9 protein-coding genes are annotated in these 8,259 nt (G+C 43.2%); 6 read left to right on the forward strand and 3 right to left on the reverse strand.

Annotated elements, in window-relative coordinates; all coding sequences use genetic code 11:
* Positions 1 to 226: 226 nt before the first annotated feature.
* The 6 genes from WMO75_RS17835 (at position 227) to WMO75_RS17860 (ending at position 4,991) form a co-directional block, all read left to right on the forward strand.
* Entirely contained in the window at positions 227 to 760 is a 534-nt protein-coding gene (locus WMO75_RS17835; RefSeq protein ID WP_349078646.1) for a CFI-box-CTERM domain-containing protein, read from the forward strand.
* 64 nt (positions 761 to 824) lie between these two features.
* Positions 825 to 1,079 carry a hypothetical protein gene (locus WMO75_RS17840; protein WP_298089973.1) on the forward strand — a complete coding sequence of 85 codons (255 nt, stop codon included), beginning with the start codon at positions 825 to 827 and terminating at the stop codon, positions 1,077 to 1,079.
* On the forward strand, positions 1,080 to 1,247 hold the full coding sequence (locus WMO75_RS17845) for a hypothetical protein (protein WP_291580397.1): 168 nt from the start codon (positions 1,080 to 1,082) through the stop codon (positions 1,245 to 1,247).
* Between the two features lie 210 nt (positions 1,248 to 1,457).
* Positions 1,458 to 2,051: a hypothetical protein gene (locus WMO75_RS17850; protein WP_291580399.1), complete on the forward strand. Its 594-nt coding sequence runs from the start codon at positions 1,458 to 1,460 to the stop codon at positions 2,049 to 2,051.
* Between the two features lie 389 nt (positions 2,052 to 2,440).
* Positions 2,441 to 3,505 (forward strand): DnaJ C-terminal domain-containing protein, encoded by a 1,065-nt coding sequence (locus tag WMO75_RS17855; protein WP_291580401.1) that lies wholly within the window; start codon positions 2,441 to 2,443, stop codon positions 3,503 to 3,505.
* A gap of 235 nt (positions 3,506 to 3,740) precedes the next feature.
* Positions 3,741 to 4,991: a CDP-alcohol phosphatidyltransferase family protein gene (locus WMO75_RS17860; RefSeq protein ID WP_118252172.1), complete on the forward strand. Its 1,251-nt coding sequence runs from the start codon at positions 3,741 to 3,743 to the stop codon at positions 4,989 to 4,991.
* A gap of 1 nt (position 4,992) precedes the next feature.
* On the opposite strand, the gene WMO75_RS17865 is transcribed toward WMO75_RS17860, so the two are convergent.
* Genes WMO75_RS17865 through WMO75_RS17875 form a run of 3 tightly spaced genes read right to left on the reverse strand, consistent with a single transcriptional unit; the run spans position 4,993 to position 8,151 of the window.
* Complete coding sequence (locus WMO75_RS17865; protein WP_118698925.1) at positions 4,993 to 6,498, reverse strand: ATP-binding protein; 1,506 nt, start codon at positions 6,496 to 6,498, stop codon at positions 4,993 to 4,995.
* Between the two features lie 29 nt (positions 6,499 to 6,527).
* A complete protein-coding gene (locus tag WMO75_RS17870) occupies positions 6,528 to 7,763 on the reverse strand; it encodes a vWA domain-containing protein (RefSeq protein ID WP_118698924.1) in 1,236 nt (411 codons plus the stop codon).
* 52 nt (positions 7,764 to 7,815) lie between these two features.
* Positions 7,816 to 8,151, reverse strand: coding sequence for a hypothetical protein (locus tag WMO75_RS17875; RefSeq protein ID WP_118698923.1), 336 nt, complete (start codon positions 8,149 to 8,151; stop codon positions 7,816 to 7,818).
* Between the last annotated feature and the right edge of the window lie 108 nt (positions 8,152 to 8,259).

Genomic DNA, 8,259 nt, shown 5'->3' on the forward strand with positions numbered 1-8,259 from the left:
ATTTGTATGTCCTACAAATAAGATAGCACATTTTGTTGAAGTTTCTTTATATTTTATTTTATCTAGCACAACAAGTTTAGTATAGTATAAAACCAATTTCTTTGCATTGCCAGACATCTGCATGTAGATATTATTTGAGCATCTTATTGTAAAAACTATTTTTATGATGAGGTGCTCAAATAAAATTATTACATATTGAATAGAAGGAAAATTACGGTGAATTCGTATGAATGTAGAAGAAAGATTAAATTGTGCAAACTTTAGAAAAGTGAATAAAGATAATGAAACACTCTGTGCTTTATGTGATTATTATACAATAATAGATAGCACAAATGAAAACGCTTGTGAGCTACATGGAGTAAATTTTGGGAAGAACTTTGACGCATGGTGCCATGTGTGTGCAGCAGTTGACTGTAGTAGATGGGATAAGCTTATCAGTTTAGTGAAAAAACAGGAAGAAGAGGAAAATGCCGCATCTAATAGTAAGAATCAGGAATCGCAGCAATCATCTCAGAAAGAAGGCTGTTATATAGCAACAGCGGTTTATGGAAGTTATGATGCGCCGGAAGTGTTGGTGTTGCGAAAATTCAGAGATAACGTATTAAAAAAATCACGAGGTGGAAGAATGTTCATAAAAATATATTATGCACTTAGCCCGGGATTGGCGGAAAAACTAAAAGATTATACGTTTATTAATAATAAAGTTAGGGTGATTCTTAATCGGATGGTAATTTTGATAAAAAAGAGATTTAAAGATTGATGTAAAAAACTACATAATGCTTCAAAACTATATTTTCGTTCCACTTGATATATTCCGAAAAACCATGGAAAATAAGGGTATAAGCAACAAACTGGATGCATGGCTGGCATTCCTGAGCATGGATTCCCCGGAAATGATCATGGAGCTGTCTAGCAAGTATCCAGAGTTTAAGGCAATGTATGAACATGTATATAACATATGTCAGAACGTGGAGAAGGTGATGAGCATGTATTCAGAAGAATTAAAAATCCTCGACCAAAATACGGTAAGATACATGGTAGATCAGATGCAGGAAGAGATAGACAGTCAGAGAGCGTAGTTGGATAGCCAAAGAGAAGAGATAGACAGTCAGAGAGCGCAGTTGAACAGCCAAAAAGAGCAATTGGTTAGTCAGAAGAACCAGTTGGAAATAAAAGATAAACAACTGGAACAGCAGGAGAAAGAATTACAGAAATTACGCCGTATGCTTGCGGAAAAAGATAAATGAGAGAATATGAGGCTGCCTTTATATAGGCGGTCTCATAGTTCTCTGCAGAGATTTTGACTAATATAAAAAATTTGGAACAAATATGTAATTTTTATAGACTATAATATATTCATAAGACAAATGAATGAAGGAGGGGCAGTACAAAATAAGAGCTTTGTAAAAATTGGATCAGACTTTGGAAAAATTATGCCAGGAAAGAGAGGAAAAGGAATGAAACGAAGTATTTTATCAAGGATGGCAGCATTTTTGTTGATTTTTGTACTGGGATTTGCTGTAGTAGCAGGAAACAATGTTTCGACGGTAGAAGCGGCAGCCAGAAGTTCTTCCATCAACATGAACATTTTCAAAAAGAAAAATGTACGGACTTATCTTCAGGATATGTCTTATGCAGGCGGAATTAATTTTTCCGGGCAGACGCAGTTAAAGAAGAATCTTCCTAAAATTGTCCGTCGAGATTTCCTGTATGCAAACTGGAAAAAATACAAACGTTATCAAACGGGAGTAGATATGCTGGTTCCGAAAAGCGTTGTCCTCAAACATATACAGGATACCTACGGAATCAAAGTAAAAAGTGTGAATCTCCCGGTAAAAAAGGGAAAGTATCTGCTCAAAGAATTGTGGTGGCAGAGTGAAACTGTGATGAAATATTACAACGCAGTCCGCACAAAAACAGGAGCTACGATCACGATCAGGGGCAGTTTGTTTGGCAGATATGCAGGAAAAGAAGTGATTACAGTAAAACCTGCACGAAATTCGATGGGATTTGTAATCACATCCATGAGATATTATAGAGCAGGCAGGTAAAGTTTATTCCGCTTGACATATTCCGAAAAACCATGGAAAATAAGGGTATCAGAAATAAACTGGATGCATGGTTAGCCAAAAAGAGCAATTGGTTAGTCAGAAGAAGCAGTTGGAAATAAAAGACAAACAACTGCAGGAATTACGCCGTATGCTTGCAGAAAAAAATAAATGAATGAAGATGGGAAAGAACAAAACAGGGGCTACGATCACGATCAGAGCCAGGTTGTTTGGCAAGTATGCAAGGACAGGAAGCAAAAATCTTTCCGCACCATCTTGACATATCAGAAATCGAGTGTTATATTACAAATAGAACAAAAGATAAGGGCAGGGGATGCGGGAGTTTATGACCGCATCTTCTTTTCTATACGAATATAACCGGAGGTGGCATTATGGCTAAGAGAGATTATTATGATGTCCTTGGGGTCGGAAGAAATGCCGATGCGAAGGAGATCAAGAGAGCATACAGGAAACTTGCGAAGAAATATCATCCGGACATGAATCCGGGGGATAAGAATGCGGAACAGAAGTTTAAAGAGATCACAGAAGCATATAATATCTTAAGTGATGACGAGAAGAAGAAACTGTACGACCAGTATGGTTTCGCGGCCTTTGAAGAAGGTGCAGGTGCCGGAGGTGCTTATGGCGGAGGCCAGGGATTCCATGGTCAGGGTGGTTTTGGCAGTGGATTTGGCGGCTTCGGCCAGGGCGGCAGCGGCTACCATGAATACCATTTCGAAAACGGCAACATGGGCGATATGGGAGATATTTTTGGAGATATCTTTGGAAATATGTTCCATGGTCAGAGCGGCAGTCAGAGCGGCAGCTTCGGAGGTCAGGGCTTCCACAGCCAGAGCGGATTTGGCGGCTTCGGCGGAAGAAGTACGCAGGCAAAGGGCAGTGATCTTCACTCAGAAGTAAGCGTCAGCTTCGAAGAAGCAGCCTTTGGATGCGACAGAGTGATGAGGCTGTCTGATCCATCTGGAAATGGCGTTATCCAGACACTTAAGGTACATGTCCCGGCAGGCATCGAAGATGGCAAGAGCATCCGTCTAAAAGGCAAAGGAAATCCGGGATTCAATGGCGGTCCTGCAGGAGATCTTTTCCTCAAAGTCAATGTGGCATCGAAACCTGGCTTTGAGCGTAAAGGAATGGATATCTACACAACAGCAAATATTCCATTTACAACAGCCGTATTTGGCGGCGAAGCCAAAGTCACCACCCTGTACGGCGATGTGATCTGCAAGATCCCGGAGGGTACACAGTCCGGACGTAAGATCCGTCTGAAAGGCAAAGGAATTGTTTCTATGAAAGATTCTGCTGTCCACGGCAATCAGTACGTAACTGTACAGATCCAGGTACCGCAGAACTTAAGCCCGGAGGCAAAAGAAAAGCTGAGAGAATTCCAGCAGGTCTTGCGTAAGGATACACAGAAGAGAAGAGGAAGTGCAGCATAAAGCACTTCCTCTTTTTGTATCTGTGTCGAAAACGAAAGAATTTCTTATTTTTATCTTAGCTTTATGAAAAGAGATTATGAAATTTCTGTAAAATCGGATATTTTGGGCATTTTGTGGATTGATTAAATCTTATAAATAGGTATATTATACCTACAGATAAATGAAACAAGAATGTAATGACTGAAACAATAAATTGCCCCTGGCATGCAGCCAGCATATTCGGAAAGGTGATATTTTGAATTATCTGAAGAAATCAAAACATTTGTGGATGATTCCGCTGTATGGGATTTTTTATATGGTATCCTTTATGCTCGTAGAGCGAAGCGATGTGAAAATACATATCATTCATTCGCTGGCAGATGACAAAATCCCGTTCTGCCCGTATTTTATTATTCCATATGTGATGTGGTACTTTTTTCTGATCGGTACAGTGGTTTATTTCGTGCTGTTCTGCCCGGGCAAGAAGGAATATTATCAGTATATTGGCACTCTGGCAGTGGGAATGACCTTGTTCATTCTGGTTTCCTATGTTTACCCGAACGGACAGAATCTTCGACCGGATCTGACCGGGGAGAGCGGTATTTTTATTTCAGCGGTCAGATTTTTGTATAAGATCGACACGCCTACGAATATTTTTCCAAGTATCCACGTATTTAATTCTGTGGCAAGCTGTGTAGCACTTTTCCAGAATGAGAGATGCAGGAAAAATAAAGTATTTACAGCAGCACAGACAGTTCTGACAGTGTCTATCATCATGGCAACCATGTTCTTGAAGCAGCACTGTGTTTCAGATGTAATGACAGCACTGATTCTGAATATCCTGTGTTACCAGCTTTTCTACCGTGTGATTCCGGCAAGGCAGGAGAAGCTTGCAGAAGTTTTTACACGTAAAGAAATCCTTACCGTACCGAATCTTCTGAGTCTTATCAGACTCGGACTTGCAATTCTTTTCCTTGGAATCTGCGAGAGACATGGTATGAGAGGAAACAGACCGGCTCTGACCATGATCATCCTGGCAGCGGCAGCGACCGACTTCCTGGATGGAAGAATTGCGAGATCCTTTAATCAGATCAGCAGGATCGGAAGACTGCTTGATCCACTGGCAGACAAGGCAATGCAGGCAGTGATGCTGGCGTGTCTGATATCACGTTATCCGCTGGTGAAACTTGTGATGATCCTGTTTGTGATAAAAGAAACATACATGCTGGTCGTAGGCTGGAAAGTCATTATGGAGACCGACGCGACCGGGGAAGCTCAGTGGCATGGCAAGCTGAATACAGCAGTTACTTATGTAGTTGTGATGATTTTGACAGCAGGAGTCAGACTTCCGTATTCGACAGCCAATGTGCTGATCGGGGCTTGTGCTGTGTGCATGACGATGTCCTTCGTAATGTACGGGGCTGAATTCCGCGAGGCACTGGAGCGCAAAAACGGTCTGATGGGACCGAAATACCGTAGGAACCTGAGCGGCAGAGACTGGATCTGAATCAGGAGTGCCTTTCAATTTCCCGGAGTAATGTCTGCCGTTTCTCCTGAAACATCAACTGTTCACTGTAATGAAAATAAGGCTCGCATCCAAAAGTGCTGATAAACTGTACCGCCTTTGGATTGTGGCTCAGATCTGAAGTCAGGAAAAGAAGTTCCGGTCCATCTTCAAAGGCTTCACTTGCAAAACGATATCCATTTTCCAGTGCGAGAGAAGTTTGTGCGGCAAGATTTTTGCGATTATCTACCTCGTCACTCAGGGCATCCCTGAGAATGGCGAGGTTTTTTTGTGGATCATTCACCCGCTTCTTACGTGTTTCGACAAGACAGCTTTCCAGAATTTTTGTGATCTGTTCGTTCTGCTCATAGTCCGCAGAAGAAATAAGATGATTTTCCAGCTTAACTTTCAGAGCCTGTTTTCGCTGTATAATGATTTCATCGAGTGTTTCTTCGCGCAGCAGGGCGGCACGGATCTGCTTCAGCGTGTCGTGGAGTGCTGTTGTAAACTGATCTTCTTTCTGGAACTGCTGGAAAAAACTGTTCCACCCATCGAGAAGAAGCCCCGCGACAGAGATTTTTTCATCGGTGGAAGCTTGCTGTACGAGATTACAGCGGTCCTGAAATTCTTCCTCAGAGATACGGCCGGAGAGCAGTTCCGGAATCCGGTAGTCCTGGCGGTATTTTGCATAGAGATCATAATATCCGGCAAAATCCCTGGCAGTTTCCGGTTCCTGAAGATACTGCAGGACCAGGTCTGCGTCCGGTGTGAGATCAAGATCCTCATATCCATACAGAATGGAAGAAAGATCTTCCCATCCTCGTGCTGTGACGAAGCGGACACCGGAAGCAGTGTTTTCTACATGATAGAAACGATCATTATGTAAACTTAAATAAGAAAGGATCGCCGGATGGATGCCCTTTGCCCAGGCATATTCCTTCCACACGGCGAAATCGGGTTCCACATCGATCCGTTTCACACGGTCCAGCGTGACAATGTCGAATTCGCGGGCAGATTTGTTATATTCGACAGGGTTTCCGGCGGCAACAATGACCCAGCCTTCCGGGACAGGATGTGTGCCGAAAGTTTTGTTCTGGAGAAACTGAAGCATGGTCGGGACCAGAGTTTCCGATACGCAGTTGATCTCATCAATGAAGAGAATCCCCTCCTGGCAGCCACTTTTTTCAATCGTTTCATAGACAGAGGCGATGATCTCACTCATCGTATATTCGGTGATGGAATACTCTTTGCCCTGATAATTTTTCTTTACGATAACGGGAAGGCCTACGGCACTCTGGCGGGTGTGGTGCGTGATGGTATAGGCGGTAAGACCGATTCCACATTCGCGGGAAATCTGTTCCATGATGGCAGTCTTGCCGATTCCGGGTGGCCCGATCAGGAGAACCGGACGCTGACGGACAGAGGGCATGAGATACTGTCCGTGCGCGTCTTTACGAGTGTAGATCTGTATCGTGTGGAGAATTTCTTCTTTGGCTTCTTTGATATTCATAGCGTGATCCTTTCTGGATATGCGTAGGTTCAGGATTTTTCAGCATCAAGATATAACTTTACAGCCCATGCAGGAACTTTTTGGTGCATGGATTTTTCTTTATAAAAAACAAAAGCGGTTTCGTAGTCGGTGGCTTTTTCCGGATAGATCCCATCGCCGTCTGTGAAATAGAGAAGTCCCTTGAGATTTTTGAGTTTCCGTTCTTCGCGGAGCTTTTCCACGTATTCAAAAACAGGTCGGAAATCAGTTCCGCTGCGCCCGTGGATACGAAGGTTCTGCAGATAATCCTGCCAGTCTTTTTCACAGGTAATATGTGCCACATCCTGTATAAAGCAGTCACATTGGATGATATAGAGGTTCATTTTGCGGAAAAAATTCTCCTGGTCGCTGAGGATTCCATAAGTTTCTTCCATAAATCGACGGACGGTGTCTGCTGAGCAGGAGCCGGAAGTATCGATCGCGATGACAAGCTCCTCAAGCCGGGTGACTTCCTGGTACTCGAGATATTCGATCAGAGGGATATTTCCATAATGATCAAGCCCGAATATATAGGGAATATAGTCGAAACTCTGGGCATCGGTATGGATTTCTTCCCTGTGGACGGCAAAACGTCTGAGAAAATGGTGAAAATCGTATTTGCCTTTTTCCTCGACAGAGAGTTCTTCCACCTGATTTCCGGGAGCACTGCCGCGTCCGCTGTTGCCGTACAGCCCCATGCCGGCGGCACCGGACATACCACCGAGAGTCTGTCGGATCGTCTCGAGGAATTTCTGGCGGTCGGTGTATTTCCAGAAGTTGTGATCGTCAAGTGGAGTGATGGGTTCAGCTTCAGCAGAAGGTTCTGACGAATCTGGTTGAGAGGAAGAATCTGAGACGGCTGCGTTCTGGAATTCCTGATAGATTTTCATCGGGTCACGTTCCCTCTTTTCATTCTGAAGGATCCTCTGGACAGCCGCATCACAGGCGAGATCCCAGAGTCTGCGATCCGGTGGCACATCCATGATGAGATGAAGGAACAGGCAGTGATACAGCATGTGCAGAAAAAGCTCCTCCAGTTTCGTGGATGATTCCTGGAAGCTTTTTATTACAAAATCAGGGTTGAAATAGATATTCCTGCCGTCAGTTCCAGCAGTTTCGGTATCTTCAGATTCTTTAAAAGAAAAATTCCACAGAAGTTTCCGAAAAAAGGGATATTTTACGGAAAGCTGTTCCCGCGTGAAGTCCCAGATCTTCTGATAAAGGGAAAAATCGCCGGAAGGTTTCATAAACAAAATCCTTTCATACTATAAAATGAACTTCAAAATAAAAGTCAGATTTTCAGAGAGAAAAATCTCTGTCATGAAATCCGAAGGAATCTTTTTTTAACCGGAGAAGAAAAGCAAGGATCTCGGTCCGTCCGCAAATGGAAGCTTCCTGGATAAACTGTTCCAGTGCGGGAGCAGTCAGCGGGGCAAAAGCGCATAAATTGCGGATACGTGCCAGATCACCGCCATGGATCAGTTCAGTCATGGCAGGACGGAAACGGGTCCGCAGATAACTCTGATAGCGGGCTTTCCAGTCAGGATCCTCTGTTTCGATAAAGCGTTTCAGGGCAATTGTAAGTTTCTGCTTCTCCTGCCCGGAAGAGAGAAAAATCTGCTCATAATCAGTCATAAAATTGCTCCTAACATAAGATAAATATAAGTTAACTTGTTGTGCTAGATAAAATAAAATATAAAGAAACTTCAACAAAATGTGCTATCTTATTTGTAGGACATACAA

The organism is Blautia intestinihominis, assembly GCF_040096655.1.
Taxonomy (GTDB): Bacteria; Bacillota; Clostridia; order Lachnospirales; family Lachnospiraceae; genus Blautia_A; species Blautia_A intestinihominis.